Annotated in this window: 19 protein-coding genes and 1 pseudogene; 12 read left to right on the forward strand and 8 right to left on the reverse strand. The window is 72.4% G+C overall.

What is annotated here, in order from left to right; all coding sequences use genetic code 11:
• The 5 genes and pseudogenes from AERO9AM_RS17315 to AERO9AM_RS17335 all read left to right on the forward strand — a co-directional run.
• Window positions 1-518: pseudogene (locus AERO9AM_RS17315) on the forward strand (hypothetical protein); the annotation flags it as partial.
• Window positions 519-653: 135 nt separating this feature from the next.
• A complete protein-coding gene (locus AERO9AM_RS17320) occupies window positions 654-1,685 on the forward strand; it encodes an iron-siderophore ABC transporter substrate-binding protein (RefSeq protein WP_159577621.1) in 1,032 nt (343 codons plus the stop codon).
• Entirely contained in the window at window positions 1,685-2,734 is a 1,050-nt protein-coding gene (locus AERO9AM_RS17325; protein WP_159577622.1) for a FecCD family ABC transporter permease, read from the forward strand. Before AERO9AM_RS17320 ends, AERO9AM_RS17325 begins: the two co-directional genes overlap by 1 nt.
• Window positions 2,731-3,774, forward strand: coding sequence for a FecCD family ABC transporter permease (locus AERO9AM_RS17330; RefSeq protein ID WP_236602724.1), 1,044 nt, complete (start codon window positions 2,731-2,733; stop codon window positions 3,772-3,774). Before AERO9AM_RS17325 ends, AERO9AM_RS17330 begins: the two co-directional genes overlap by 4 nt.
• Window positions 3,771-4,562: an ABC transporter ATP-binding protein gene (locus AERO9AM_RS17335; RefSeq protein WP_159577623.1), complete on the forward strand. Its 792-nt coding sequence runs from the start codon at window positions 3,771-3,773 to the stop codon at window positions 4,560-4,562. Before AERO9AM_RS17330 ends, AERO9AM_RS17335 begins: the two co-directional genes overlap by 4 nt.
• A 165-nt stretch (window positions 4,563-4,727) precedes the next feature.
• Here AERO9AM_RS17335 and AERO9AM_RS17340 read toward each other — a convergent pair whose 3' ends face one another.
• Window positions 4,728-8,081: a PxKF domain-containing protein gene (locus AERO9AM_RS17340; RefSeq protein WP_201298732.1), complete on the reverse strand. Its 3,354-nt coding sequence runs from the start codon at window positions 8,079-8,081 to the stop codon at window positions 4,728-4,730.
• An 89-nt stretch (window positions 8,082-8,170) separates the two neighbouring features.
• On the opposite strand from AERO9AM_RS17340, the gene AERO9AM_RS17345 reads away from it, so the two are divergent.
• Window positions 8,171-9,022: an SGNH/GDSL hydrolase family protein gene (locus tag AERO9AM_RS17345; RefSeq protein ID WP_159577624.1), complete on the forward strand. Its 852-nt coding sequence runs from the start codon at window positions 8,171-8,173 to the stop codon at window positions 9,020-9,022.
• Here the strand turns inward: AERO9AM_RS17345 and AERO9AM_RS17350 are convergent, their stop codons facing one another.
• Window positions 9,023-10,177 (reverse strand): Gfo/Idh/MocA family protein, encoded by a 1,155-nt coding sequence (locus AERO9AM_RS17350; RefSeq protein ID WP_159577625.1) that lies wholly within the window; start codon window positions 10,175-10,177, stop codon window positions 9,023-9,025. It abuts the gene before it with no gap.
• Entirely contained in the window at window positions 10,174-11,016 is an 843-nt protein-coding gene (locus AERO9AM_RS17355; protein WP_159577626.1) for a class I fructose-bisphosphate aldolase, read from the reverse strand. The genes AERO9AM_RS17350 and AERO9AM_RS17355 overlap by 4 nt, the downstream gene beginning before the upstream one ends.
• 156 nt (window positions 11,017-11,172) lie before the next feature.
• On the opposite strand from AERO9AM_RS17355, the gene AERO9AM_RS17360 reads away from it, so the two are divergent.
• The 3 genes from AERO9AM_RS17360 to AERO9AM_RS17370 all read left to right on the forward strand — a co-directional run bounded on the left by AERO9AM_RS17360 (window position 11,173) and on the right by AERO9AM_RS17370 (window position 15,174).
• On the forward strand, window positions 11,173-13,206 hold the full coding sequence (locus AERO9AM_RS17360; RefSeq protein ID WP_159577627.1) for a PfkB family carbohydrate kinase: 2,034 nt from the start codon (window positions 11,173-11,175) through the stop codon (window positions 13,204-13,206).
• Between the two features lie 112 nt (window positions 13,207-13,318).
• The gene (locus AERO9AM_RS17365) at window positions 13,319-14,296 is read left to right on the forward strand and encodes a LacI family DNA-binding transcriptional regulator (RefSeq protein ID WP_236602725.1); all 978 of its coding nucleotides are present in this window, start codon (window positions 13,319-13,321) and stop codon (window positions 14,294-14,296) included.
• Window positions 14,293-15,174, forward strand: coding sequence for a hypothetical protein (locus AERO9AM_RS17370; RefSeq protein WP_159577629.1), 882 nt, complete (start codon window positions 14,293-14,295; stop codon window positions 15,172-15,174). Before AERO9AM_RS17365 ends, AERO9AM_RS17370 begins: the two co-directional genes overlap by 4 nt.
• Window positions 15,175-15,224: 50 nt before the next feature.
• Here AERO9AM_RS17370 and AERO9AM_RS17375 read toward each other — a convergent pair whose 3' ends face one another.
• The 3 genes from AERO9AM_RS17375 to AERO9AM_RS17385 all read right to left on the reverse strand — a co-directional run bounded on the left by AERO9AM_RS17375 (window position 15,225) and on the right by AERO9AM_RS17385 (window position 18,430).
• Entirely contained in the window at window positions 15,225-16,145 is a 921-nt protein-coding gene (locus tag AERO9AM_RS17375) for a carbohydrate ABC transporter permease (protein WP_159577630.1), read from the reverse strand.
• Between the two features lies 1 nt (window position 16,146).
• Entirely contained in the window at window positions 16,147-17,058 is a 912-nt protein-coding gene (locus AERO9AM_RS17380; RefSeq protein WP_159577631.1) for a carbohydrate ABC transporter permease, read from the reverse strand.
• Window positions 17,059-17,122: 64 nt separating this feature from the next.
• Window positions 17,123-18,430 (reverse strand): ABC transporter substrate-binding protein, encoded by a 1,308-nt coding sequence (locus tag AERO9AM_RS17385; RefSeq protein WP_159577632.1) that lies wholly within the window; start codon window positions 18,428-18,430, stop codon window positions 17,123-17,125.
• A 182-nt stretch (window positions 18,431-18,612) separates the two neighbouring features.
• Here AERO9AM_RS17385 and AERO9AM_RS17390 point away from each other — a divergent pair, with 182 nt between their 5' ends.
• Window positions 18,613-20,676 carry a beta-galactosidase gene (locus tag AERO9AM_RS17390; protein WP_159577633.1) on the forward strand — a complete coding sequence of 688 codons (2,064 nt, stop codon included), beginning with the start codon at window positions 18,613-18,615 and terminating at the stop codon, window positions 20,674-20,676.
• 78 nt (window positions 20,677-20,754) lie between these two features.
• On the opposite strand, the gene AERO9AM_RS17395 is transcribed toward AERO9AM_RS17390, so the two are convergent.
• A complete protein-coding gene (locus AERO9AM_RS17395; RefSeq protein WP_236602726.1) occupies window positions 20,755-23,601 on the reverse strand; it encodes an FAD-binding and (Fe-S)-binding domain-containing protein in 2,847 nt (948 codons plus the stop codon).
• A gap of 76 nt (window positions 23,602-23,677) precedes the next feature.
• Between AERO9AM_RS17395 and AERO9AM_RS17400 the strand changes: the two genes are divergently transcribed.
• On the forward strand, window positions 23,678-24,328 hold the full coding sequence (locus AERO9AM_RS17400; RefSeq protein ID WP_159577635.1) for a GntR family transcriptional regulator: 651 nt from the start codon (window positions 23,678-23,680) through the stop codon (window positions 24,326-24,328).
• Window positions 24,329-24,331: 3 nt separating this feature from the next.
• Here AERO9AM_RS17400 and AERO9AM_RS17405 read toward each other — a convergent pair whose 3' ends face one another.
• Window positions 24,332-25,147: a 2-phosphosulfolactate phosphatase gene (locus AERO9AM_RS17405; protein ID WP_159577636.1), complete on the reverse strand. Its 816-nt coding sequence runs from the start codon at window positions 25,145-25,147 to the stop codon at window positions 24,332-24,334.
• A 108-nt stretch (window positions 25,148-25,255) separates the two neighbouring features.
• Here AERO9AM_RS17405 and AERO9AM_RS17410 point away from each other — a divergent pair, with 108 nt between their 5' ends.
• Entirely contained in the window at window positions 25,256-26,194 is a 939-nt protein-coding gene (locus AERO9AM_RS17410) for a J domain-containing protein (RefSeq protein ID WP_159577637.1), read from the forward strand.
• Window positions 26,195-26,587 lie beyond the last annotated feature (393 nt).

The following is a 26,587-nucleotide window of genomic DNA, read 5'->3' on the forward strand; positions in this document are numbered from 1 at the left end:
GGGGTGCGCAGCCGTCGGCGAACCCCACGGGCGGGGCGTTCCCTCCGCCCGGCGCACCGCAGGCCCCGGGCGCACCGCAGGCCCCGTACCAGGGCGCACCGCAGGCCCCGGGCGCACCGCAGGCCCCGTACCAGGGCGCACCGCAGGCGCCGGGCGGGCCCCAGACGCCGTACCCTGGCGCCCCGGGCGCCTACGCCGCGCCCTCGAACCCCGGCGCCCCCTACGGCGGCTGGCCCGCCCCGCCCGCTCCGCGCTCGGGTCTGAGCTTCGGTGCCGGGATCGGCGTGGGCACCGCGGTCGGCTGCGGATCCATGTTCATCGCCGTGATCCTGTTCTTCAGCCTCGCGAATCTCGGCATGGCGTTCTCGATCGGCGCCGTGGTGCTCCCGCTCATCCTCGGAGCCGTTCTGCTGATCTGGCCGAAGACCCGAGGCATCGGCGTGGGCGTGCTCATCGTGTCGGCCGCAGCATGGATCGTCGTGATCGGGCCCTGCCTGGGACTGCTGAACGGGGCCTGACGAAGGGCGACCGATCGCGGCGCACCATGGGTGCCCGCGCCATCCGCCTGCCGGATCCGCGGCGACTCGACTCGAGGCCGGAAGAAGCATAGGTTAGGCTTACCTATCCAGCATCCCTTCGTCCCGAGGAGACTCATGCCCTCCCTCCGTCTGCGCCGCGGCGCGGCCGTTCTCAGCCTTGTCACCGCAAGCGTCCTCGCCCTGACCGCGTGCTCCACCGGAACCGCTCCCGCAGCAGGCGGCACGGGCGCATCCGGCGGCGCCTTCCCGGCGACGGTCGAGCATGTCTACGGCAAAACCGTCATCGAGTCGGCCCCGAAGAACGTCGCCGCGATCGGCTGGGGCAGCTTCGACGCCGCGATCGCACTGGGCACGGTCCCCGTCACGATCCCGAAGGCGACCTTCGGCGACTCGGACGGCGACGGTTACCTGCAGTGGACCAAGGAGGCGCTCACCTCCGAGAAGGCGAAGCTCCCGGCACTGCACGACGAGACCGACGGCATCCCCTACGAGAAGATCGCGGACACTGCGCCGGATCTGATCCTGGGTGCGAACTCGGGCCTTACGAAGCAGGAGTACGACACGCTCACCAAGATCGCCCCCACCGTCGCCTACCCCGGCGCGCCGTGGGGAACGTCCTGGCGCGAATCCACGACCATGATCGGCGCAGCGCTCGGCAAGGCCGCGGAGGCCGAAGCGCTCATCGCCGACACGGAGAAGGCGATGTCGACGGAGATGGCGAAGTACCCGGCGGCCACGGGGAAGACCGGCATGGTCATGTGGGTCGACGCGAAAGATCTGGGGAAGGTTCAGTACTACACGCCGAGCGACACCCGCGTGCAGTACCTGAACGACCTCGGCTTCGCGACCCCGCAGTCGATCAAGGACCTCGCCAAGGGCGAGAAGGGCTTCGTGGGCACCATCTCCGCCGAGCAGGCCGACCGGCTCGATGCCGACGTCGCCGTGATCTACGTGCAGGGCGGCGACCTCTCGACCCTGCAGAAGGATCCCCTGCTGAGCCGGATCCCCGCGGTGAAGAAGGGCGCGGTCGCCCTCATGGACGACGAAGCCCTGCTGATGGCCGTGTCGGCGCCGACGGTTCTCTCGATCCCGTGGGCACTGCCGACCTACGCGAAGATGCTCGGCGAGGCCGCCGCCAAGGCCTGATGACACTCGCCCCCGCTCCGACGGCGTCCGCGCCGGGTTCGGGCACGCGCACCCGCGCACGCCTGGCCCCGGCGTGGGCGTTCCTCGCGTGCGCCGTGGCGGTGGCCGCGGCGGCGACGCTCTCGCTCGCCCTCGGCGCACGGATCGTGCCGATCGAAGCCGTGTGGAACGCCTTCCTCCAGCCGGACGGCTCCACCGATCAGGCGGCGGTGCTGTCCCGTGTGCCGACCACCCTCACGGGCCTGCTGGTCGGCGCCGCGCTCGGAATGGGCGGTGCGCTCATGCAGGGCATGGCGCGCAACCCCCTGGCCGACCCCGGGCTGCTCGGCGTCAACGCCGGAGCGTCGCTGTTCGTCGTGCTCGGGATGACCCTGCTCGGCTGGCAGGCGCCGCTCGCGATCGTGTGGTGCGCCCTGGCCGGCGCCGCCGTCGCGGTCGTCATCGGCTACGGCGCCGCGGCGGCGAGCCCGGGCGGCGCCACACCGGTCACGCTGGCCCTCGCCGGCGCCGCGGTCACGGCGATCGCGACGGCGGTGATCACCGGGATCCTCATCGTCGACGAGTCGACGCTGGAGAGCTACCGCTTCTGGCAGGTCGGATCCCTCACCGCTGCGTCGTTCTCCTCACTCGCGCAGCTGGGCGGATTCCTCGCCCTCGGCGCCGTGCTGGCCGTCGCGTGCGCCGGGCGTCTCAACGCCCTCGCGCTCGGCGACGACGTCGCGCGCGGTCTCGGCGTGCGCGTCGGCGCCGCACGGATCACCGCGGTCGTCGCGGTGGTGCTCCTGTGCGGCGCGGCCACCGCACTCGCCGGCCCGATCGGGTTCGTCGGGCTCGCGGTGCCGCACGCCGTGCGCTTCCTCGTCGGCGCCGACTACCGCTGGATCGTACCGCTCTCCGCGGCCGGAGGGGCGGCGTTCCTGCTCGTCTGCGACGTGATCGGGCGCCTTCTCGCGCGCCCCGGAGTGCTCGAGGTGGGCATCGTCACCGGCCTCGTCGGCGCCCCGATCTTCATCGTGCTGCTGCGGCGGCGCAAGGCGGTGGGACTGTGAGCACCCCGGGCACCGCACACCTCCGCTCGGCCGACGCTCTGCGCGCCGCTCGCCGGCACGGCCGCAGACGCGACACGGCGCTGATGACGGTGCTCATCGTCGCCGCCGTCGCGCTGTGCGCGGCCGGCCTCGTGTTCGGCGCGAAGACCCTGGCGCTGCCCGACGTGCTGCGCGCCCTGGCCGGCGAGACCGTACCCGGCGTGAGCTTCGCCGTCGTCGAGCTGCGCCTGCCGCGCACCGTCGGCGCACTGCTGGCCGGAGCGGCGTTCGGCCTCGGCGGCATGCTGTTCCAGACCCTGCTGCGCAACGTGCTCGCGAGCCCCGATGTGATCGGCATCAGCACCGGATCCAGCGCCGCGGCGGTCACAGCGATCTCGTTCTTCGGCGCTTCGGGACTCGGCGTGTCCAGCGCCGCGATCGCCGGCGGCCTGCTCACGGCGCTGCTGATCTGGGCGCTCGCATACCGTCGCGGCCTCTCGGGCCTCCGGTTCGTCCTGGTCGGCATCGCCGTCGCGGCCGCCCTGCAGGCCGTAATCGGGTACGTCCTGACCCGCGCCGACATCAAGGCCGCCGAGCAGGCGACCGTGTGGATGGCCGGCTCGCTCAGTCGCAGCCTGTGGGATCAGCTCGGCCCCACCGCCCCCGCGCTCCTCGCGCTGCTGGCGATCGCCCTGCTCGGCGCGCGCGTCCTGCCGGTGCTCCGTCTCGGCGACGATTCGGCGGCCGCCCTCGGTGCTCGACCGCAGCGGAGCCGGATCCTGCTGATCCTGTGCGCGGTGCTGCTCGTGGCGGTCGCGACCTCGCTGACCGGTCCGATCTCGTTCGTCGCGTTCTTGGCCGGTCCGATCGCGCTTCGGCTGGTACGGCGCGATTCGGCGCTCGCACCGGCCTCGGCGCTGATCGGAGCGATCATCGTGCTCGCCGCCGACCTGGTCGGTCAGCACCTGTTCCCGATCGCACTGCCGGTCGGCGTGATCACCGGCGCGATCGGCGCGCCGTTCCTGCTGTGGCTCCTGATGAGAGGACGCACGCGCGCATGACGCACACCCTGGAAGCACGGAACCTGACCGTCGGCTACGACGCGGATCCCGTCGTCGACGGCCTCGACCTGGCCCTGCCCGCGTCGGGCATCACCATGATCGTCGGCGGCAACGGCTGCGGCAAGTCGACGCTGCTGCGCGCCCTGGCGCGGCTGCTGAAGCCGCGGGCCGGATCCGTGCTGCTCGACGGATCCGCGATCGGCGCGCTGCCCACCAAGGAGGTCGCGCGCATCGTCGGCCTGCTCCCCCAGGCGCCCGTCGCCCCCGACGGGATCAGCGTCGCCGACCTCGTCGACCGCGGTCGCACCCCGCACCGCGGATGGCTGGGCGGGCGCGACCGCCGGGACGACGAGGTGGTCGCCGATGCGCTGCACGTCACCGGCATGGCCGAGCTCGCCGAGCGCACGATCGACGAGCTCTCCGGCGGTCAGCGCCAGCGCGCGTGGATCGCGATGGCGCTCGCGCAGGAGCCCGACGTCCTGCTGCTCGACGAACCGACGACCTACCTCGACCTCGCGCATCAGGTGGAGCTGCTGCAGCTGCTCGTGCGTCTCAGCCGCGAGCGCGGCACCCAGGTGGTCGTCGTCATGCACGAGCTGAACCTGGCGACGCGCTACGCGGATCACCTCATCGCGATGCGGGAGGGACGGGTCGTCGCCGAGGGCCCTCCCGGCGACGTCGTCACGGTCGAGCTCCTGCGCGAAGTGTTCGAGCTGGAGGCCGTCGTGGTCCCGGATCCGATCGCCGGCACCCCGATGATCGTGCCGGTGGACGTGCACCGGGGCTGAGGAGCCCGAACCCGGGGCCTGGAGCGGTCGCCGCCCCGTGGCCCGGTCCACAACTCAGGTCGGATCGAGCGATCACCGCGCACCACCCGGACCGCAATCCAGCCTGAATTACGTCCCCTACCCCGGGCCCGCGCGCTGCGCCGCCGGGATCCGGCCCGCGCCGGCTCACCGGAACTCGAACGGCGCCCTGAGCTCCGATCCGTCGACCGCACGGATGACGAAGTCGGCGCATCCCGTCGCGGCCCGATCCGTCTTCCAGTCGTACTGGAACTGGCCGGCGACGGGATCGTAGGTCAGCCCTGCGCCGCTCGTCACGGCCGTCTCGAGCTGCTCGACGGGCGTGTCGGGCGTGCAGGCACGCGGGACGGCGCGGATGTCGGCGATCGCCGCGGTGGAGGTCAGCTTCCGGTCCCCCGCCGAAAGCGTGAACTTGAGCGGCACGGTCGACCCCGCCTTCACCGACTTCACGGCGTCGTCGGCCTTCACCGGCGCGAAGAACCCGGCGAACGTGTAGGGGGCGACCGTGTAGGTGCGGGTCGCCTCCGCCGTGTTGCCGGCGACGTCGTGCGCGGTCGCCGTGAGCGTGTGGGTGCCGACGGCGCCGTCGTAGCCGGTGACCACGCAGTCGGCCGGGCCCGACCCGTCGTCGACCGCCTGGCAGGTCGGCGCATCGGGGAGGGTCCCGAAGACGTAGCTCGCACCGTCCGCCGGGCCGCCGCTCCACGCCACGGTGGGCGGCGTGCGGTCGGAGGCGTCCGTCGTCGTGACCGTCCAGGAGGAGAAGTCGTAGGTAAGGGTGATGGCGCCGCGGTGGGCCGTGAAGACGTCGCCCAGCTGATCCTGCTGCAGCCAGGGCGTGTCGAACAGCTTGAAGCCGTCGTAGGCGATCGGGACGCCGTCGACCTTCGCCTGGCCCGCCGGGGCGGCCGTCGAGTCGCCGTACGTCAGATCCAGCGTCTTGCCCGCGAGGTTGCGGTAGACGAGGCGGGGCGCGCTGTCGCCGATGTGGCTCGTGTCGACACTGGTCGTAGAGGTCATCGCGGCGGCGAAGGCCTGCAGGTCGGCGTACTGCGACTTGTCGGCCGTGTCCAGGATCCATCCGTTCTTCGCGGCCCCGCTGCGCAGGATGTCGTAGGCGTACGCCAGCCCCGCGGTCGGATGCGTCGAGGTCGTCGTCTTGACCTTGTTCGGCGGGTCGTTCGGCGTCTGGTAGTACCAGGTCGCGGGCTGGACCGCGCGGTACGCGAAGTACATCGAGCCCGCGTCGACGAGCACCCAGCCACCGGCCTCGATCCGATCCTTGATCGCGCCGTTCGCGGGGAACAGGGCGCTGACGTTGTCGTCCGGCGCGAAGCCCCACGAGTTGTACACGCCGATCGCGGTGCCGTCCGACTGCATGACCCGATGGAAGCGCGGCTGGTCGTAGGAGCCGATGGACGCGGATCCGACGTCGACGTTCACGCGGAACACCGAGTTGGGATCGTCCGACTTCCACCGCAGCACGATCGCCTGATCCTCCTGCCAGTTGTCGGAGCGGCGGTACTGCACCTCGGTGCCCAGGCCCCAGCTCGGGGTGACGTACGTCGTGCGGAACACGTTCATCGCGTTCCCGCTCGAGTTCTGCAGCGTCGTCTTGTGGGAGGTGTAGCTCTTGGCGTTGTCCTGCCCGATCTCCACCGCCAGCGCGGGCGGCTGGTACGACATCCCCGGCCAGGCGAGGTAGCCCAGCACCTCGAGGTTGGGCCGGTAGGCGCTCGGAGCATCGTTCTCGGCCTCGCCGACGCGCTGCTGGGCGCGCGACGAGCCGAACCAGGCCCAGGCGAGGGCGGTGTGATCGGCCGGTCGCCAGGTGGGATCCCCGATCACCGCCAGGTCGCCCTTGGACCGGCTCAGCGAGGAGATCATGTAGCCGTCGTTCCAGTCGTTCGCCCACTCGAACCACATGACGTCCATCGCCATCTTCGCCTTCTGGCGCAGCGTTGCGTCGGGGCTCCACTGCTGGATGGCATTGAGGCCGAGATAGGTCATGATCGTGTATTCGGGACTCTCGTACTCGGCCCATCCGCGGTGCACGCCGGCGTCGATCATGGCCTCGAGGGGCGCCTGCGACACCTGCACGAGCGCGGCACCGGAGTTGCCGTTCTTGTCGACGACGTCCGGCAGGTAGACCCCGGTCAGATACCCCACGGCGTAGTTCGCCATCCGGAGGTTCTCGGTCTGATTGAGCTTGCCGTACGCGTACTGCGCGAAGTAGCTCTTCACGAGCGGGAGCATGTCGGACGTGTAGGAGCCGCGGGCCATGAGGTACGCGTACATCTTCGACAGCGACTTGTACTGCTCGGCGTCGTAGAAGGTGTACAGGTTCTTGAGCTTGGCGAGGTTCGCGGTCACGTCCTGGCCGTCGAGCACGCGAGCGGTGTAGGCGGGCGCCAACTGGGGGCCCTCCGCCTCCTCCTTCTGCGCCTTGGTCCGGTCCCATAGCCAGGCGAGGCGACTGGTCGCGTCCCCCGGGAACGGCGAGGCGTGGTCGACCGGCGCCGCGGCGGTGGTGAGGGTCACACCGGAGGATGTCGCCGCGTTGCCCGCGGCGTCCTTGGCGCGTACCTGGAACGTGTAGTGCGTCGACGGCATCAGGCCGGTGACCTGCGCGGAGGTCGTCGTGCTGCTGACGGTCGCCGCGACCACGCCGTCGCGCAGCACGTCGTAGCCGCTGACCCCGACGTCATCAGTCGACGGCGACCACTGCAGAGACGCGGTGCCGCCGGAGACCGCACCCTGGACGCCGGTCGGGGCGGTCGGCGCCTGCGAGTCGGGCACGGCGGGCGCCTCCACGATCGAGAGGTCGTCGATCGCGATCGCCTCGTCGGTGCCGCCGGTGTCCACGCGCACCTGGAAGCCGAGCTCGACCGTGGAGACGAGCCGGGTGCCCCCGTTGGGCACGATCGTGAAGCGGTACTGCGCGATGTCGGCGGAGGTGACCGGGGCCAGGGCGCCGGATGTGCTCTTGTACGCGTTCGTGGTCGTGAGGCTCACGGCGCCCATCGGGAACCGCGGGACGGCGACGTTGTCGAAGTTGCCGAACTGCAGCTGCGCGTAGACGTCCTTCGCGACGGTCTTGTCGCTCGCCGCGGTGCGGGCGAGGCGGAAGCTGAACAGGAAGTCGACCGACGGGCTCCCCGCGGGCTGGCCGTAGATCTGGTTGATGCGGGTGCGCAGTGCGCTCGCGCTCCAGCGCTTGAAGAAGTATGAGGCCGTGTTGGCGCCCGCGGAGGCGTCGCGCAGTTCGAGAGCGCGGTTGCCGCCGATGTCGACGAGCGACTGGGTGCCGCCGCTCGTGGCCGAGGAGAGCGTCAGCGGGGACGCGGTGCCGTCCATGCCGACGTCGAGGTCTGCGGCCAGCAGGTTCGGCGGATCCGCGCTCCAGGCGGGTGCGGTCCCGAGGAGAGAGAGGACCACTGCGGTCGTGACCGCACCGACCAGGGCTGTGAAGCTGCGTCGTCGCATGACGTCTCCGTTCATCGTTGAAGGGCAACCCCGGCCAGTGTAGGATAACGTTGTCTCGATGCCAAGAGGCAATTTCACCGCGCTCCGCCGCCCGAGGAGGATCCGTGACCGCGCCCGTCACCGCCGCCGATCTGGTCGCCCTCTACGGGCTCGCCCCGTTCCCCGCCTTCGAGCCCCTGCCGCCCGCCGAGAACGCGCTGCACGACTGGTTCAGCGCCGCCTCCGGCGCCCCTGTCGCGGAGGTGCGCGCCGAGATCGCGCGCCGCGCGCGGGAGGCGGAGGAGGACGGACGGGCGCTCCACGCGCACCGGCCCGAGCTGTTCGACGCGCTCCCGTTCGCCGACGGGGAGCGCGTGCTCGTGCTCGGCGACTCGCTCTCCGCGGCCGCCGGAGGCTGGGTCGACATCCTCGGCGCGGCGCTGCGGGCGGCGGGCCGGCGGATCGACCTGTGCAATCGGGCCGTCAGCGGGCGCACCACGGTCGAGACCATCGGATCGCTGTCGGCGATCGCCGCGCTGGATCCCGACGCGGTGCTGCTCATGCTCGGCACGAACGACGTGCGCCGCCACGGGGCATCGGCCGACGTCCGCCTCACCGGCCCCGGCGAGCCGCTCGCGCTCCGACGGCGCCTGCTCCGCGCGCTCGACGCCGAGACCCGCGCCCGCGTGGTCGCGATCACGCCGACCCCGATCGACCCCTCCGTCGCCGAGCGCAATCGGCGGACCGGCGTCTGGTGGACCGAAGCGGATCTCGACGAGCTCGTCGCGGCGATCCTGCAGACGAGCCTCGATGCGATCGACGTGCACGGGGCCATCCGCGCGCAGGGCGCGTCCGCCGGATCCGGGTTCTGGCAGCAGGACGGCGTCCACCCCACGCGTGCAGGCCAGCAGCGGGTCGCGGAGATCGTGCTCGAGGGTCTGGCGGGGCGGGCGACGTCGACGCCCGCCCTGCGCTGATCAGCCCTCGAGCGGAACCGCGCGCCCCTCGGCGTGCGAGCGCAGCGCAGCCGCGAAGATCGCGTGCGTCGCTGCAGCCTCCTCGGGGCGCACCGTCCCGAACCGCTCGCCGAGCGACCCGTCGCGCTCCGCGAGGAACGACGCCCACATCTGCAGGATCGAGTCGGAGAAGCCCGTCTCGAAGATCCCGCCGGTCACGGTCGGCCACACCGACTGGCTCCCCGCCTGGATCCGCTGCCACGCCTGCTCGCGACCGCCGCCGGGCACGTCGATCACCCGGAAGACCTCGACCGTCTTGGGATCGCGGGTGCTGAACCGCACCCCGCCGTCCATGCCGATCGCCTCGAACTCCCAGGTGTTCTTCTCCCCGGGGGCGATCCGCTTCGTCTCGGTCGTGAGCGGGAAGCGGGCCCCGTCCTGCTCGACCCAGCTGTGCAGCACAGCGTTGTCCCAGGTGTCGCAGTCTGCGAGCACGCCGTCCGGACCGGGCCTCTGCGGCACGACGTTCTGCAGGATCGCGTACACGCTCTGCGGTCGCCAGCCCAGGCGCAGCGGCACGTGCCAGGTGTGCATGCCCAGATCGTTCAGCACCCCCGCCTCGCCGCAGTAGCGCGCCTGCCGCTTCCAGTTGAGCGGCTTGTGGACGTCGAGGTCGCTCGAGTGCAGGAAGCTGTTGCGGGCCGAGAGGATCGTGCCGAGCGCCCCCGAGCGCACGTAGTCGACGGCCGCCTGCGCCCCGGGGAAGAACGGGATCTCGCTGGAGCAGCGCACGAAGCTCTCCGGGTGCGCCTCGACGGCGGAGAGGATCTCGGCCGCGGCCTCGGCGTCGATGCCGAAGGGCTTCTCCGCGAGCAGGCTCTTGCCCGCGCGGATGACGTCTCCGTAGATCTTGGCGTGCAGATCGTGCCGGACGGCCACGTAGACCACGTCGATCGTGTCATCCGAGAGCAGGTCGGCGTAGTCGGTGACCGTCGTCGTCACCGTGTCGATCTGCGCGAACCAGGTGAGCGCCTCGGGGTTCAGGTCGCACACGGCGGTCAGCCGCGGCCGCACCGGATGGTCGACCAGCGCCGGCCAGCGCTGGATGGCGGCCGCGATCTCGCGCCCCATGAGCCCGCCGCCGATGATGGCGACGTTGACCTCGCGGGCGCTCACGACTCCTCCCCCACGAGCGCCAGCGCCTGGTCGACGCCTGCCCCGTCGTGCAGCATCGAGAGCAGGGCGGCCGTGATGCCCGCCGGGTCCCGGTGCTGCACCACGTTGCGCCCGTACACGATGCCCCGCGCGCCCGCGTCGAGCACCGCGGCGGTGCGCTCCAGCAGCGTGCGGTCGTCGACCCGGCCGCCGCCGCGCACGAGCACCGGCACGTCGCCGGCGACCTCGATCACCCGCGCGTACTGACGCAGGTCGTCACTGGGGTCTGCCTTGATGAGGTCGGCGCCCAGCTCCACCGCCTGGCGGACCAGGGTGACGATGCGGTCGATGTCGCCGTCGACCATGTAGCCGCCGCCCGCTCGGGCGTTGTCCTGCATGACGAGCGGCTCGATCATCAGCGGCATCCCGTAGCGGGTCGCCTCGGCGCGCAGCGCCAGGATGGAGCGGATGTTCGCCTCGCGCACCTCGGGGTGCCCCGGGAGCTGCATGAGGTTGACGCAGACCGCGGCCGCGTCGAGCCGGACGGCCTCCTCGATCGCGTGCGGCACGTGGTGGCTGAACAGCACCTCGTCCAGCGGGTTGTTGTACACGTTCGCCACATCGGTGCGCAGCACGAGGGCCGGCTTCTGCTTGCCGGGAAGGCTCTGCAGGTGGCGCGCCTGTCCCAGCGTGAGCTGGACCGCGTCGGGTCCCGCTGCGACCAGGGTGTGCACGACGGACCGCATGTCCTCGATGCCGGCGATGAACGACGCCTCGCCGAAGAAGCCGTGGTCGACGGCGACGTCGAGCAGCCGCCCCGACGTCGGATGGAAGAGCCTGTTCAGGCGGTATGGCGTCATCGCACCGTTCCTTGGAAGAGTTCGCGGATCGCGGCCGCGGGCCGCGTGGGCATGGCCGGGATGGCCGTTCCTGTGTCACACTAGCCACGGTGAAACAACGTTGTCTAGTCGCCCTCGCCTGATCGACGACCGGGCACGCTCCAGGAAGGACGATCCGTGACCAGGATCTGCATCGTCGGCCACATCTGCGTCGACGCCACCCCCGCCCTCGGCGGACCCGCGCACCTCGACGCCGGCCGTCTCGTCGAGATCGGGCCGCTCGCCCTGACGCTCGGCGGCTGCGTCGCGAACACGGCGCGGACCCTCTCGGCGCTCGGCACCCCGGCGCGGATCCACGCGTCCGTCGGGGACGATGACCTGGGCCGCGTCGCGCAGGGGCTCGTGGACCGGATCCCGGGCGCGACCGGCCGTCTCGAGGTGCGGCCGGGGCGGACCACCTCATACAGCGTGGTGATCGAGCAGCCGGGCGAGGACCGCGTGTTCTGGCACCATGTCGGCGCCAACGCGGAGTTCACCGGGGCGGATCTCGCGCTGGAGGGCGTGGACCTCGTCCACATCGGCTACCCCTCGCTCCTGCCCGCGCTCCTCGCCGACGACGCGGCCCCGCTGGCCGAGCTGCTCGAGCGCGCCCGCCGCCACGGCGCCACCACATCCGTGGACCTCGCGGTGGTCGATCCGCGCACCGCCGTCGGCGCGCTCGACTGGGACCGGATCCTCGACCGCGTCGCCCCTCTGATCGATGTGATCACCCCCAGCGCCGACGACCTGACCTCCGCCCTGCATCGCGACGCCGTCGAGGACGACGCCGCCCTCGCCGCGCTCGCCGAGGACCTGATCCGCCGCGGCGCGGGGATCGCCGCAGTCTCGGGCGGCTCGCTCGGCGTGCACCTGGCCACCGCGCCCGTCGCGCGGCTGCGGGAGGGCGGCCGCGTCCTCGCGCCGCTCGCCGAACGGTGGGCCGCCGTGTCGGTGTTCCGCCCCGCCACGCAGATCGCGCGCCCGCTCACCACGAACGGGGCGGGCGACGCCTCGACGGCGGGCGTGCTGCACGCGCTGATCCACGGGGCGGATCCCGCCGAGGCGCTCGACATCGCCGCGCGCGCCGCCGCGGCCGTGCTCACCGGAGGGGGCGCACAGGATCCCGACGGCCGCGACGCGGCGTCGCCCGGCATCGAGAACCCCGGGACGGGCGCCCCCACCCCGCAGGCCGACGGCAGGGCGCCGATCGTGCTGCCCGGCAACCGTCCCGCCGCGCGCTTCTACCGCGGCGGCGCCCGGATCGCCGCCTTCCGCGGGGAGGGCGAGGCGGAGCCGCACACGCCGGAGGACTGGATCGGGTCGGTCACGTGCGTGCGCGGCGAGGACGGGGTCGGACGCACGCGCCTGCCCGACGGGCGGCTGCTGGTCGACGCCCTCGCCGCCGACCCCGTCACCTGGCTCGGTCCGGAGCACGTCGCCCGGTGGGGCGCCGATCCCAAGCTGCTCGTCAAGCTGCTCGACGCCGGACAGCGCCTCCCGGTGCACGCCCACCCCGACGGCGCCTTCGCCGGCGCGCACGTGGGGACCTCGCACGGAAAGGCCGAGGCGTGGCACATCCTCACCCCCGGCGTCGTGCACCTGGGCCTGCGCCAGGATCTCTCCCTCCCCCGGCTCGAGGCCCTGGTGGCGGCGCAGGACCCGGACGCCCTCCTGGCGCTGCTGCACGAGGTGCCCGTCCGGCCCGGCGACCGCGTCTTCGTGCCTCCGGGCACCCTGCACGCGATCGGCGAGGGCGTGCTCCTCGCCGAGGTGCAGGAGCCCGAAGATCTGTCGATCCTGCTGGAGTGGCGCGACTTCGCCCTCGACGGCCTCCGCGACGGCCACCTGGGCCTCGGCTTCGACCTCGCCCTGCGGGCCGTGGATCGCGGAGCCCTGAGCGCCGACGACCTCGGCCGCCTGATCCGTCGCCGCGACGATCCGGCGGGCCTTCCCGTGGACGCGGATCCGTTCTTCCGCCTGGAGGAGCGGATCGTGGACGGACGCGACGAGCTCGCCCAGGGCTTCGCCGTCGTGATCGTGACGGACGGCGCGGTCCAGGTCGGCGGCGCGTCGTGGCCCCGCGGGACCGCCGCACTCGTGCCGCACGCGGCCGGAGCGGTGATCGCGCACGGACGGGGAACGCTGCTGGTCTGCCGGCCGCCGCTCCCGTGAGCGGCGGCGACCGCGTCGACCGGACGGATCGCGCACGGAGCGGGAGCCGAGGAGGCGGCCGCTACGATGAGCGGAGCCGCTTCCAGGGAGAACGATGTCTCAGAGTCCGACGATGAACGACGTCGCGCGGGTCGCGCAGGTCGCACTGAAGACCGTCTCGCGCTATGTGAACGGCGCGACGAACATCGACCCCGTGCTCAGCAAGCGCATCGGCGACGCGATCGAGGAGCTGGGCTACCGGCGCAATCTGGCCGCCGCGAGCATCCGCCCGGGATGGACGAGCCGCATGGTGGGGCTCATCATCTCCGACCTCGCCAACCCCTATTACTCCACGCTGGCCCGGGCGATCGAGGAGATCCTGGGCGCCGAGGGCTACATGCTGATCGTCGCCAGCTCGGAGGAGGACGGCGAGCAGCACGACCGGCTCGTGAACCGGCTGATCGACCAGCGCGTCGACGGGCTCATCATCGTGCCGCCGCAGAAGGCGGGACGGGACTGGTCGCGATTCCCGCCGCCGATCCCCCCGCTCGTGTTCCTCGACCGCCCCGGCGCCTACGAGCGCGCCGACACGGTGCTCGCGGACGACCGCGACGGCGCGGCCGCGGCGACGAACACCCTGCTCGACGCCGGCGCGCGGCGGATCGCGTTCGTCGGCGACTCGCGCGGCATCTACACGATGCAGGAGCGCTTCCACGGCTACGCCGCGGCGCTGGAGGCACGGGGCATCCCGGTCGACGACGCGCTCGTGCAGGACGGCGCGCACACCGGCGACCACGCGGCGCGCATCGTCGGCGAGCTGCTGGATCGCGGCGAGGCCGACGCCGTGTTCGCTGCGAACAACCGTGCGTCGATCGGCGCGCTGTTCGCCTTCCGGGAGCGCGGACGGGAGCTGCCCCTCGTGGGGTTCGACGACTTCGAGGCGGCGCCCCTGAACGTGCCGGCCGTCACCGTCGCGACGCCGGATCTCGACGAGATGGGCCGCACGGCGGCCCGGCTGCTGCTCGCCCGCCTGCGCGGATCGGACGAGCCCGCGCTCACCGAGAGGCTCCCCGTGGACGTGGTGCTGCGCGGCTCCCAGCTGCCCCGATGATCGAGCTCTCCGCGGGTCGCATCCGCGCGGTCCTCGATCCCGACCGAGGCTGCGACCTGCTCTCGCTCACCGCGTCGGGCGCCGAGCTGCTCTTCCGCACGCCGTGGCGCGCGCACGCCGATGCCGTGCTCGCCGGGGCGCCGGGGCGGATCCCCGGAGCCGTTCCCGGATGGCTCGAGCGCTACCGCGGCGGATCCCAGACCGTGCTCCCGACCGTCGGCGACCCCGCGGACTACGACCAGCCCGCCGGGTACCACGGCGAGGCGTCGGCCGCGGCGTGGAATCTCGTCGAGGCGACGCCGCACACCGCGCGGCTGACCCTCGAGCTGTTCTCCGCGCCGATCTCGGTGAGCCGCGTGGTCAGCGCCGCCCCGGACGGCCTCGTGATCCGGGACACCCTGCACAACGCGTCGGACGTGCCGGTGCGCTTCGACTACGGCCACCACACCGCGTTCGGATCCGACCTGCTCCGCGGCGGCCTGCGGATCGAGGCCGGAGGCGCGTTCACCCCGCACGGCGGCTCGTCGAGGCCATGGCCGGAGGGGGCCGACGGCGCGGGCGTCCCGTTCCGCCTCGACGCGGTCGGCGCCGACGACCGCCGCGCGGTCTACGGCTGGCTCGACGAGGTGCCGGGCGATCGCATCGTGCTCTCGGCGGAGGACGGACCGCGGGTGGAGTTCTCCTGGGACGGCACGCTCATGCCGCACCTCTGGGTGTGGCAGGAGCTGTCCGCGACGGCCGGGTTCCCGTGGTTCCGCCGGGCGCGCGCGGTCGCTTTCGAGCCGATGTCGCGTCCGACCGACACGACCCGCGACGGCGGCGCCGTGCTCGACCCCGGTGCCAGCCGGCTCACCGGGGTCGCGTTCCGCCTGCTCTGAGCCGTCCCGCCACGCCGCTCCGGAGCCGGCGCTCCTTCTCGGAGCCGGTACTACTTCTCGGCTCCGGCGGCCAGACCCCTGCTCCAGAAGCCCTGGAGCGACAGGAACATGGCGACCACCGGGATCACCGACACGAGCGCTCCCGTGACGACGGTCGTGTACCCGACCGGGAAGCCCTGCATGGCCCGCCACTGGATGAGGCCGACGGTCACCGGCTGCAGCGACATGTCGGCGAGCATCAGGGAGGGCAGCAGGAAGTTCGTCCAGATCGCGACGAACTGGAACAGGAAGATCGTGACCATCGCGGGCGCCATGATCCGCATGCCCATGGTGAAGATCCGGAACTCGCCGGCGCCGTCGATCCGCCCCGCCTCGATGATCGAGTCGGGGACCGATGACGCCGCGTAGATGCGCGCGAGGTAGACGCCGAACGGACTCACGATGCTCGGGATGAACACCGCCCAGAAGGTGTTGACGATGCCGGTGCCGCTGAACAGCAGATACAGCGGCACGGCGAGGATCGGCGCCGGGAGGAGCACCGCGGCGAGCACGGCGCCGAAGATGGCCTCGCGGCCGGGGAAGTCGAACTTCGCGAGCGCGTAACCGCACATGACCGAGAGCAGGGTCGACACGACCGCGCCGACGCCGGCGTACAACAGCGAGTTGAGGAGCCAGCGGGCATAGATGCCACCCTGGGTGCGGAACAGCTCGACGACGTTGTCGACCAGGTCGAATCCCCGGCCGAACCAGAAGCCGTCGCCGGTGAACAGCTCTCCCGACGGCTTGGTCGCGCTCACCAGCAGCCACCACACGGGCAGCAGGCAGTAGACGGCGAACAGGATCATGATCGCCAGCACGAAGGCGCGGGACGCCGGGCTCACGCGCTCGAAGGCGGCGCCCCGGCGCCGCGGCGGGCCGGACGGACGCTCGGTGGACGGAGGGCGGACGAGGGTCTCGGTGACGGTGGCCATATCAGTCGACTCGCTTCGCGGAGGCACGGAACACGAACACGGAGAGCAGGCAGACGACGGCTCCGACGATCACCGACAGCGTCGCGGCGTAGTTGAAGTCGTTCGCCGACAGCCACTTCATCGCGGCCATGATCGGGGTGTAGTCGGAGGGCAGGTTCGGGGCGATCGACTTCATGGTGATCGGCTCGTTGTACAGCTGGGCGGTGCCGATGATCGAGAACACGAGCGTCATCAGCAGGGCCGGGCGCACGAGCGGCACCTTGATCTGCAGCGCGGCGCGCCATCCCGTGCAGCCGTCGAGCGCCGCCGCCTCCATGATATCCGCGGGGATCGCCTGCAGCGCGGAGTACAGCAGGATCATGTTGTAGCCGGTCCACGCCCAGGTCAGGATGTTGGCGATCGAGAAGGGGATCATCCCGTCGCTGACGAACGAGAGGTCGATGCCGACCGCCTTGGCGGCCTGCACCACGGGGCTGAGGGTCGGCGCGTAGAGGAACGACCAGACCAGCGCGGCGATCACGCCGGGCAGGCCGTACGGCACGAAGAAGGCCAGCCGGAAGAACCGCTTGCCGGTCGCCACCCGGGAGTCGATCAGCAGGGCGAGTGCGAGGGCGATGATCAGCATGAGCGGCACCTGGATCACCCCGATCAGAAGCACCCGGCCGAGCGAGCCGAGGAAGCCCGGATCCGAGAACGCCCGCAGGTAGTTCCCGAACCACACGAAGTCGACCTGCACGCCGCCGAGGCCGAGACCGGATCGCTTGACGGCGAAGAGGCTCTGCACGACGGCGTAGACCGTGGGCACCAGGTACACGATCGCGAAGAGGGCGAGGAACGGCAGGACGAAGGGCAGCGCGCGCCGCAGCCCGCGGGATCTCGGGCGCCGTCGCCGGACGGGTGTGGTGCTGGTCATGGCTGTGCTGGTCCTCCTGGACGTCAGAGTGCCCGGGCGGTGAGAACCGCCCGGGCACCGGGGGTCACTTGACGGTGAAGCCCTGGCTCTTGAGGGCGTCGACGGTCGCCTTCTGCGCCGCGTCGAGCGTGGCCGCGTACGTGTTGCCGGCCGAGGCGATGCGCCCCAGCCCGTCGCCGAGGGATGCGGCCGTGATCGACATCACCGGGCCCCACTGCCAGCCGGTTGCGACCTTCGCCGCCTCCTCGCGGAACACGGTGTAGATCGGCTGGCCGCCGAAGTAGTCGACGGGCGCGTCGAGCGCCTTGTTCTTGAGGCCGGCGTTCGAGGCCGGAAGGATCGCGGCCGCGTCGATCAGGTTCGTGACCGACGCCTCATCCGTCGACATCCACAGGGCGAACTCCGTCGCCTCCTTCGGGTGCGCGCAGTCCTTCATGACAGCCGTCGAGGATCCGCCCGAGTTGCCGACCTTGTCCTCGCCGCCCCAGCGCGGCATCGGGGCTACGGCCCAGTTGCCCGACGACGCCGCCGCGTTATCGCGGATCAGGGACGCCGACCACACCGGCCCCACCTCGGACCACACCTGGCCGCCGGCCCACGCCGAGTACAGCGCCGCGTCGAAGGCCGGGTAGGTGCTGAGCAGGTTCTCGTCGTGCAGCTTCTGCCAGTAGTCGCCCACCTTGACGTTGGCCGCGCTGTCGAGCGAGACCTTCCAGGCGTCGCCCGCGGTGCCGAACCACGGCGCCTGCCCCTGCCAGGCGAAGCCCGCGTAGAGGTAGGGATCGCTCGGCATGTTCATGAGGCGTGCGTTCGGATCGGTCGCGACGACCTTCTTCGCCGCCTGCTCGAACTCGTCCCAGGTCTTGGGCACTGCGATGCCGGCCTTCTCGAAGAGGTCCTTGCGGTAGAACAGGCCCATCGGAGCGGTGTCGACGGGGACGCCGAAGGTCTGGTCTCCGACGCCGACGTTGCCCCACACCCAGTCGGCGAAGTCGCCGCGGGCGTCCTTCACGTAGGGGCTGATGTCCTGCAGGGCGCCTGCGGCGAGGAAGCTCGGGAAGGTCTCGTACCCGACCTGGGCGAGACAGGGGGCAGTCCCGGCCTTGGCCGCCGTGAGCATCTTGTCGTAGCCGCCCGCACCGCCGTCGGCGAGCGCCTGGTACTTGACCTGGATGTCGGGGTGGGAGGCGTTCCAGAGCTCGACGGACTTGTCGTAGCCCGCGGCCCACCCCCAGAAGGTGATCTCCACCGGCTTGCCGTCGCTCGAGGCGCTCCCCGTGGGACCGGCGGCGCCGCATCCGGCGAGGGCCAGCGCTCCGATGGCGAGGCCGGCGGCGAGCGCCGCCGCCCGGCGTGTGCTGTGGTGCTTCATGTGTACCTCTCGTTCGTCGTTGAACCGATCGCTCGTGGAGCGCTCAGGTGCGGGCATCCGTCTCGGGTGCTGTCCCAGCATAGACAACGTTGTTTCGCTCCGCTAGCCTGAATCCGAACCCGCCCGCGATGCCGCCCGGACACCGGCGACGCGCCGGCGCGCGAACCCCGAAGGAGAGTGCGATGAGCTGGCTGCGCCCGACCGGACGCCCCGACCGCCCCTCGGGGCTCGCCTACGGGGGCGACTACAACCCCGAGCAGTGGGATCCCGAGGTCTGGCCCGAGGACGTCCGGCTCATGACCGAGGCCGGCGTGACGCTGGTCACCGTCGGAGTCTTCAGCTGGGCGCAGCTCCAGCCCGAGCCCGACCGCTGGGACTTCGACTGGCTCGATCGCGTCATGGATCTGCTCGCCGAGGGCGGGATCGCCGTCGACCTGGCGACCGCGACCGCATCCGTTCCGAACTGGCTGGCCGCGGCGGACCCGTCGGTCCTGGCCGTCGACCGGCATGGGAACCGCATCGCCCAGGGCGGCCGCCAGGCATGGTCGCCGTCGTCGCGCACCTACCGGCGGCACTCGATCGAGCTCGTGGAGCGGATGGCGCAGCGCTACGGCGACCACCCGGCGCTCGCGCTGTGGCACGTGTCGAACGAGCTGGGCGGGCACAATGCGCGCTGCTACGGCGAGGAGAGCGCGCGGGCGTTCCGGATCTGGCTGCGAGGCCGCTACGCGGACTCGCTCGACGAGCTCAATCGGGCCTGGGGGACGGCCGTGTGGAGCCAGCGCTACCGGTCGTGGGAGGAGATCGAGCCGCCGCGGGCGACCTTCACCGGGCCGAACCCGACGCTCGAGCTCGACTTCGCCCGCTTCAGCTCGGACCAGCTACGCGATCAGCTGCGCGCCGAGCGGGCCGTGCTGCGCGCCCTCACGCCGGACGTGCCGGTCACGACGAACTTCATCGTGTTCGATGCCGGGCGCAACATGGCCTACTCGACCTGGACCGATGACGTCGACGTCATCGCGAGCGACCACTACCTCGGAGAGGGACGGAATGCCTTCGAGGAGACCGACTTCTCGGCCGATCGGTCGCGCGGCCTCGCCGGCGGTGCACCCTGGATGCTCATGGAGACGGCACCGAACGGCACCAGCTGGCGCCGGATCAATCCCTCCAAGCGCCGCGGACAGCTGCGTCGGGACGCCCTGAGCCACGTCGCTCGCGGCGCGGACGCGGTGTGCTTCTTCCAGTGGCGGGCGGCGCGCAGCGGCGCCGAGCGCTTCCATTCGGCGATGCTCCCGCACGCCGGGGTCGACAGCGACGTGTTCCGCGACGTGGTGGGGCTCGGTGCCGACCTGCGCTCGATCGCCGCCGTCGCGGGATCCCGCGTCCGCCCGGACGTCGCGCTCGTGCTCGACGAGGTGTCGTGGTGGGCGTTCGAGGGCGGCGACCATCCCCGCAACGATCTGCGCCTGATGGACGCGGTGCTGCCCTGGCATCGGGTGCTCACCGCACTGGGGCTCACGATCGACGTCGTGCCGCCGAGCGCCGACCTCGCGCCGTACCGCCTGGTGGTGGCGCCGCAGCTCTACCTGGTCTCGGACGAGCACGCCGCGCGGATCTCCGCCGCCGCGCACGCCGGGGCGACCGTCGTGATCGGTGCGTTCTCGGGAGTCGTCGACGAGCTCGACCGGGTGCGCCCCGGTGGCTTCGCCGGTGCCTTCCACGAGCTGCTGGGGATCCGCGTGGAGGACGTCTGGCCGGTGCGCGACGATGAGGCGTTTGCGGTCACGGGCGACGGCTGGTCCGGCACGGCGCGCACCTGGGCCGAGGTCGTGCGCCTCGCCGGCGCCACGGCGGCGGCGACCGCGACGGACGGCGACCTGCAAGGGCTGCCGGTCGTCACCCGCCGGTCGGTCTCCGCAGGGACGGCGTGGTACGTCTCCGCCTGGCTCGACGAAGGCGGGCTGCGCGGAGTGCTGACGCAGGCGGCCGGCGAGGCCGGCGCGACCGCCCCGATCCGCGACGACCACCGCCTGCGCGTCACCACCCGCGTGGCCGGCGCCCGCGAGTATCACTTCCTCATCAACCACGGCGACACTGCGGCCGCGGTACAGGGCAGCGGCACCGACCTGCTCGACGGCTCTGTGCACACCGGCCGGATCCTCGTCCCCGGCGGGGCCGTGCGCGTGCTCGAGGGGCGCCTGGACCGCGCCCGGATCCAGGCGCCCGTCGCCGTGCGCAAGGGGTGAACTCCGGGTGCGCGGCCTGCGGGTCGCCGGGACGGAGCCGATCGCGCCCTCCGACGGGGCGCACGGGCTTCTGCCCCCTCACGGGCGGGTGAGCTCCTCCAGCACCTCGACCACGTGCCGGTACGGCCTGCCGGTGGCCCGGCTCATGCCGAGCTCGCACGTGCGGTTCGCCGAGACGTAGGCGTCGAAGTCGCGCTCGGCGCCGGCCGCGGCGACCTCGGCCGCTTCCACGGCGGTCGCGCTCGCGGTCAGCTCGGGGTGCAGCATGCCGCGGTCACCGGCGAACGCGCAGCAGCCCCAGCCGTCGGGCACGTACACCTCCTCGGCCACGGCCGCGGCGAGCGCGCGCAGCGCACCGGTGGCGCCGAGCTGCGTCGTCGAGCACGTGGGATGCACGGCGATCGAGCGGATCCGCTCCCGCACGGTCAGCTTCGGCAGCGCCTCGCGGGCGAGGAACGTGGTGGCGTCCTCGATGCGGAGCCCTGTGTACTCGGGATGCTCCGCCACGGCCTTCGCGAGCATGACGTGCAGCCCCTCGGTGCACGACGCCGCATCGCAGACGACGGGCAGCGCGCCCTCCCGGCTGGCCCGCCACAGCGCCGGCAGCACGCGCGCGGTCATCGTGGCGTAGCCGTCGAGCTGCCCCTTGGACTTCCACGGGGTGCCGCAGCAGAGGCCTCCCGCGTCGGGCGGCACGCTGTATGCGATCCCCGCCCGTTCCAGCAGGAGCCGCAGCGCCTCCCGGGATCCCTCCCCCGGCACGCCGTACCGATCCTGCTCCGCCCCGAACATCGTCCCGATGCAGGATCCGAACAGCACCACCTCGGCATCCACCGGATCCGCCGCGGGCAGAGCCGGGGAGCCGCCCCCGGGAAGGCTCTCGTCGTACAGCGGAACCACATCGCTGCCCAGCACCGCGCGACCGGCGCGGGTGACGGCGGTCACCAGCGGCGCCGGCATCGCCTTGGCCAGGTTGAGGGCGGCGCTCCCGCCGCGGGTGACGGCGCCCCATCCCTTCGCCGCGGCGTTCCACACGCCCTGCTCCAGCCGGCCCGCCTCTTCGGCCCGCAGTCGGCGCACCAGGTCGCCCGTATTGATGTCGACGGGGCAGGCCACGCCGCACATGCCGTCGACGGCGCACGTCTGCACGGCGTCGTAGTCGTAGTCGCGGGCGATGTCGTCCGCGATGTCGGTCTCGCCCCGACGCAGCGCCGCGGTCATGTCCCGCCGCAGCACGATCCGCTGCCGCGGGGTCAGGGTCACATCCTTGCTCGGGCAGGTCGGCTCGCAATACCCGCATTCGACGCAGCGATCGACTTCGCCTTCGACGGTCGGCACGAGCTTGAGGTGGGCGAGGTACGAGGTCTCGTCATCCGACAGCACGACGCCGGGGTTGAGGATCCCGTCCGGATCGAGGAGCCTCTTGATCTCCCACATCATGTCGGTGAGTGCGTCGCCGTACTGGCGCCGCACGAACGGCGCCATGATCCGGCCGGTTCCGTGCTCGGCCTTGAGGGTCCCGCCGTGGGCGAGCACGAGCGCGACCAGATCCTCCGTGAACGCCTCGTACCGTCGCAGAGCCACGGGGTCGTCGAAGCGCTCGTTGACGAGGAAGTGCACGTTGCCGTCCTTGGCGTGCCCGAAGATCACGCAGCCCTGGTAGCCGTGCTCGGCGAACAGCGCGGTGAGCCCCTCGCACACGACGAGCAGCCGCTCCACCGGCACCGCGATGTCCTCGAGGAGCGCGGTGGTCCCGGTCGGGCGGGCACCGGCGACCGCCGTGTACAGACCCTTGCGGACCGTCCACAGCTCCCCGCGCTCGGCCGGATCCCGGGTCATCCGCGCGGGCGTCGTGAGCGGCAGTGTGGCGAGGTGCGCGAGGACCCTGTCCACGCCCTCCGCCAGGGCTGCCGCATCGGCGGCGTGCACCTCGATGAGCAGGGCGGCGTGGCCCTGCACCTCGATGCCGGCGATCACGTCCGGCACGGTGCTGAGCCCCTGGGCCACCCGGAGCGAGGCCGCGTCGAGCAGCTCGATCGTGGCGAGACCGAGCGCGGTCAGCCCCGGCAGCGCCGCCATGGCGTCGGAGAGGGTGTCGAACACGAGCAGGCCCGTGGAGATCTCGGGCTGGATCGGGATCGTGCGGAACCGCGCCTCGGCGACGAACGCGAGCGTGCCCTCGGATCCGATCACCAGGTGCTCCAGGATCCGTACCGGGTCGTCGAAGTCGAGCAGGGAGTTGAGGCCGTAGCCCATCGTGTTCTTCAGGGAGAACTGGCGTGCGACCTCGGCGCTCAGGCCCGGGTCGGCACGCAGACGGTCGCGCAGGTGCTCGAGTCCCCGCGCGATCTCGGGCTCGCGGTCGCGGAGCCGTTCCGCGGCGTCCGGCGCGCCGGTGTCGAGGATCGTGCCGCTGGGCAGCACCAGCAGCAGCGACTCGATCGTGCGGTACGAGTTCTCCACGATGCCGCACGCCATGCCGCTGGAGTTGTCGGCGACCACCCCGCCGATCGTGCACGCGATCTCGCTCGCCGGGTCCGGCCCGAGCTTGCGGCCGAACCGCGCGAGGCGGGTGTTCACCTGCCGCACGGTGGCGCCGGGCTGCGCAGCCACGGAGGTTCCGTCAGGGCTGACCCTGATGCCGCGGAACGCCGAGCGCGTGTCGACCATGACGTCGCCGGTGACGCCCTGCCCGCTGAGGCTCGTGCCGCCGGAGCGGAACGTCAGGGAGCGCCCCGCCGCACGCACCGCGGCGAACACCCGGGCGACCCCCTCGGCGTCCTCGGGCACGAGCACCGCTTCGGGCACGAGCAGGTAGTGCGACGCGTCGTGCGCCCTGGCGAAGCGGTCGATCGTGCGCGACGCCACCCGCACGCCGGGTCCGAGAGCGGCCTCGTCCAGGGGCGACGTCACGATGGCAGGCATGCGACTCCTCATTGCAGTCCGTCCGAGATTGTCTGACAAGTATACGGTGCATGGCCCCTTCTTCTACGCTGTCCTCATGATCGAGAGCACCGTAGGCGTCATCGGAGTCGTAGAGGCAGCGAGCCGGACTCTGCGTCAGCGCATCCTCGACGGGTCGCTCCCCGGCGAGGCCGCCGTGACCGAGGCCTGGGTGGCTGCGGAGTTCGGCATCGCGCGGCCGAGCGCGAAGGCCGCGATCGAGCAGCTCGTCGCGAGCGGGCTCCTCATCCGCACGGCCCACCGCACGGCACGGGTCGCGGCGATCGATGCAGCGACCGTGCGCGATGTCTACCGCACGCGGGCCCGCCTCGAAGCCATGGCGCTGCGCGAGCTGGCTGCCGAGGCGCGTGTTCCCGCCGCCGCCGTCGCAGCGAACGACGAGATCGCAGCCCTGCCTCCGGGACCGGATCCGGCGACCGTCGATCCCGACATCCGCTTCCATACGGCCCTCATCGACGCGATCGGCAGCGAGCGCACCTCGCGCATGTACCGCACGGTGCTCGACGAGGCCCGCCTGTGCATGGCACAGGTGCAGGGCCGGCGCCTGCTGGACGCTCACGATATCGCCGCGCAGCACCAGGCCATCCTCGATGCCGCCGGGAACGGCGACGGCGACCTCGCGGCGCGCCTGCTGCGGCAGCACCTCGGAGCGGCGGAGGAACGGCTGGTCGACGCGCTCGGCGCGTAACCGTCAGAGCCCCTCGGCGAGCGCCGCCGGATCCGCCTGCCGGAAGACGCCGTCCACGAGCACCGGCACGGTCGTCGACACGTCGGTCTCGGCGGCGAGCGCGACATCGGCGCCCTGGCCCTCCTCGCGCAGCTCGACGCCGCTCGACGAGGCGGTGAACAGGTGCCGAGTGGCCCGGGCGAGCCCGGTATAGGCGGCGCAGGCGGCCGCGGCCTCGGGAGAGCACGCGTCGATGCCGAGCGCCCCGAGGGCGTCGATCACGGCGCCTGCGGTGAGCAGGTCCTCGACCGAGAAGCGCACCGTGTCGTCGTCGCGCACCTCACCCGCGGCGACCACGGCGACCTTCACCCGGCGCCCCAGCGCCACCTGGTGATCGAGGATCCAGCGTGCGACCGCCGTGCGGTTGCGCAGCGACGCGGCCAGCACCGGCACGCCGAAGCCGGCAGCGGCGGCCGAGAGCCGGGACCCGTTGAACGAGGGCACGACCGTGCGGCTCGCGCCGAACGCGCCCACGTTCTCGGCAGTCAGGCTCGACGGCGACAGCGTCACGCCGGCTCCGCCGCGGGGACCGGCCAGGCGCGCGTCGCCGAACCCGCCGGCGGCCGCGACGGCCTCCGCGTCGGGGCGCTTCCCGGGGAACGGCTGCACCTCGAGCCCCTCGGTCACGGCCCGCTCCACAGTCGTGGTGAACGAGATGGCGTCGATCACGACGATCACGCCGGCGCCCCGCGCGATGGAGCGCAGCCCCTCCCGCGCCCAGTCGAAGCGCACCTCGTAGTCCTGCTGCAGCGGGTGGTCGGGACTCATCGGGGATCTCACCCGGGAATGCTACCCGGACGGGAGCGGCCGCCGGCCTCAGCCGGCGCTCGGGCACCGACGGGATACCCTGGATCCCGCCGTTTCGTGGCATGAGACCCGAGGAGGGCGATGTTCGACAGTCCGCTCTCCGCCTCCGCGTACGAGGTGCTCGGCGTCGTGGCCACCGCCTCCGACGAGGAGCTGCGCCGCGCGTACCGGCTGCAGCTGCGGCGCACGCACCCCGACACCGGCGGCGATGCGGCCGTGTTCATCCAGGTGCAGCGGGCGTGGGATCTGGTGGGCACCCCGGAGCTGCGCGCCGCCTACGACCGCGGCCACGGGTTCGCCGACGACGAGACCTCCTGGGACGGCTGGCGCGCGCCCGTGCCGCGCACCGACACCCGGCCACGGGCCAAGGCCTACGGCGAAGCCGGCGGAAGCCGCCGCCGCGTGTATCTGGCGCAGGTCCGGCAGTGGGCGGGCGCGGAGGTCGCGGATCCGTACGACCCCGCGTTCGTGCGCACGATCCCGCGCGAGCTGCGCCGCCTGCTCGCGAACGCCCTGGCCGAGGAGCACACGGCGCGCACCGTGGCGGATCTGGGCATGGGTTTCACCGCCTGGCACGACGTGGCGGTGCCGGCGAGCCCGCCCGCGCCCGGCACCGGTGAGGCGGCGCCCGACACCCTCGACCACATCGTGCTCGGTCCCTCCGGGCTGTACGGCCTCATGTCGGCGGACTTCGGCGAGATCGCGCGCTTCCGCGGCGGCGAGATTATCGGCAACGGCACCGGATCCCTGGCCCCGGTCACCGCTCTGGTGACGCAGATCCGCACGATCGCCCGCGCCGCCCGGGTCCGCTTCGGCGGCGGGATCCTCGTGCTGCCCGACGACGATCTCGCGCAGGCGGTGACCCCGCTCGGCGCGATCCGCGGCACCACGGTGGTGGTCGTGCGGCGCAGCGCCCTGCGACCGCTGCTGCGCACCGGCGTGCCGGGTTCCCGCACGATCGGCGGCACGGAGCTGTTCGACCTGCGCACCCGGATCCGGCAGACGGTCCGCTTCGCCTGACGGGCGCCCTCACGCCCGACAGCAGCCCTCACGCCCGACAGCGGCCCTCGCCCCACGGGCGCCGTCACGCCGGACGGGCGCCCCTCGCGCCACGGGCGACCCCCACAGGCGCTCAGCGACGACGGGACTCAGACCCATGGCCCGCGAGCACGAGGCGCGACATCATGGGGTGTGCCGGACGCGCGCACGCAGCAGAACGCCGCCCCGCGGACCCGCAGGCCGTGACGAACCGACGAGGAAGGAGCGGCGATGACGGATCCGGAGATCGTGGATCCGCCCTCCGCCGCGCCCGTGCACGGCGACCCCGCGTCGGCGCGCAACGACCCCGCTGCCGCACCCGCGCCGCGCGATCCCCTGCCCCGCGACCCCGTGCCCGCGTCGCCCGCCCGGCAC

The sequence above is a fragment of the Microbacterium sp. 8M genome, assembly GCF_902506375.1.
In the GTDB taxonomy this organism is placed as follows: Bacteria; Actinomycetota; Actinomycetes; order Actinomycetales; family Microbacteriaceae; genus Microbacterium.

Bases quoted from the DNA above. Each gene is read 5' to 3' on its own strand.
- AERO9AM_RS17320 (WP_159577621.1), top strand. From the start codon at position 654: ATGCCCTCCCTCCGTCTGCGCCGCGGCGCGGCCGTTCTCAGCCTTGTC.
- AERO9AM_RS17325 (WP_159577622.1), top strand. From the start codon at position 1,685: ATGACACTCGCCCCCGCTCCGACGGCGTCCGCGCCGGGTTCGGGCACG.
- AERO9AM_RS17335 (WP_159577623.1), top strand. From the start codon at position 3,771: ATGACGCACACCCTGGAAGCACGGAACCTGACCGTCGGCTACGACGCG.
- AERO9AM_RS17340 (WP_201298732.1), bottom strand. From the start codon at position 8,081: ATGAACGGAGACGTCATGCGACGACGCAGCTTCACAGCCCTGGTCGGT.
- AERO9AM_RS17355 (WP_159577626.1), bottom strand. From the start codon at position 11,016: ATGACGCCATACCGCCTGAACAGGCTCTTCCATCCGACGTCGGGGCGG.
- AERO9AM_RS17365 (WP_236602725.1), top strand. From the start codon at position 13,319: ATGAACGACGTCGCGCGGGTCGCGCAGGTCGCACTGAAGACCGTCTCG.
- AERO9AM_RS17370 (WP_159577629.1), top strand. From the start codon at position 14,293: ATGATCGAGCTCTCCGCGGGTCGCATCCGCGCGGTCCTCGATCCCGAC.
- AERO9AM_RS17375 (WP_159577630.1), bottom strand. From the start codon at position 16,145: ATGGCCACCGTCACCGAGACCCTCGTCCGCCCTCCGTCCACCGAGCGT.
- AERO9AM_RS17380 (WP_159577631.1), bottom strand. From the start codon at position 17,058: ATGACCAGCACCACACCCGTCCGGCGACGGCGCCCGAGATCCCGCGGG.
- AERO9AM_RS17385 (WP_159577632.1), bottom strand. From the start codon at position 18,430: ATGAAGCACCACAGCACACGCCGGGCGGCGGCGCTCGCCGCCGGCCTC.
- AERO9AM_RS17390 (WP_159577633.1), top strand. From the start codon at position 18,613: ATGAGCTGGCTGCGCCCGACCGGACGCCCCGACCGCCCCTCGGGGCTC.
- AERO9AM_RS17395 (WP_236602726.1), bottom strand. From the start codon at position 23,601: ATGCCTGCCATCGTGACGTCGCCCCTGGACGAGGCCGCTCTCGGACCC.
- AERO9AM_RS17400 (WP_159577635.1), top strand. From the start codon at position 23,678: ATGATCGAGAGCACCGTAGGCGTCATCGGAGTCGTAGAGGCAGCGAGC.
- AERO9AM_RS17410 (WP_159577637.1), top strand. From the start codon at position 25,256: ATGTTCGACAGTCCGCTCTCCGCCTCCGCGTACGAGGTGCTCGGCGTC.